This is a genomic window from Streptomyces diversicolor, from assembly GCF_057537855.1.
Genome location: NZ_BAAJXA010000158.1, coordinates 1 through 566, shown reverse-complemented (window position 1 = coordinate 566; position 566 = coordinate 1). Strand labels below are relative to the sequence as shown.

General features: G+C 69.8%; 1 protein-coding gene. It reads left to right on the top strand.

Going from position 1 to position 566, the window contains the following annotated elements:
* The coding region (locus AC27LF_RS45615) for a condensation domain-containing protein (RefSeq protein WP_479665243.1) at positions 1–566 on the top strand (566 nt) is incomplete at both ends.

Here is a 566-nt window from a genome sequence, read left to right as displayed (position 1 = left end):
TGGTCACTCGCTGCTGGCGACGCGGCTGGTGAGTCGGGTGCGTGCGGTGCTGGGTGTGGAGGTGGCGCTGCGGACGCTGTTCGAGGCGTCCACTCCGGCCGGTCTCGCGGCACGGCTGGGCCAGGCGGACACGGCTCGTCCGGCCCTGGTCGCGGGGGAGCGTCCGGAGCGGGTGCCGCTGTCGTACGCGCAACGCCGCCTGTGGTTCATCAGCCAGCTCGAAGGCCCGAGCGCGACGTACAACATCCCGATCGGCGTGCGGCTGAGCGGGGCACTGGACCGGCGAGCGCTGGAAGACGCCCTGCGCGACGTGCTGGAACGGCATGAGGTGCTGCGGACGGTGTTCGCGGTCGCCGATGGGGAGCCGTACCAGCGCATCCTGCCCGTCGAGGAGAGTGGCTTCGCGCTCACGGTCACCGATGTGAGCGTGGAGGGCCTGGATGCAGCGGTGGCGGAGGCGGCGCAGTACGCCTTCGACCTGAGCACGCAAATCCCTTTCCAGGCCCGCCTGTTCACTCTGGGAGCGGATGAGCATGTCCTGACAGTCGTGGTGCATCACATTGCCG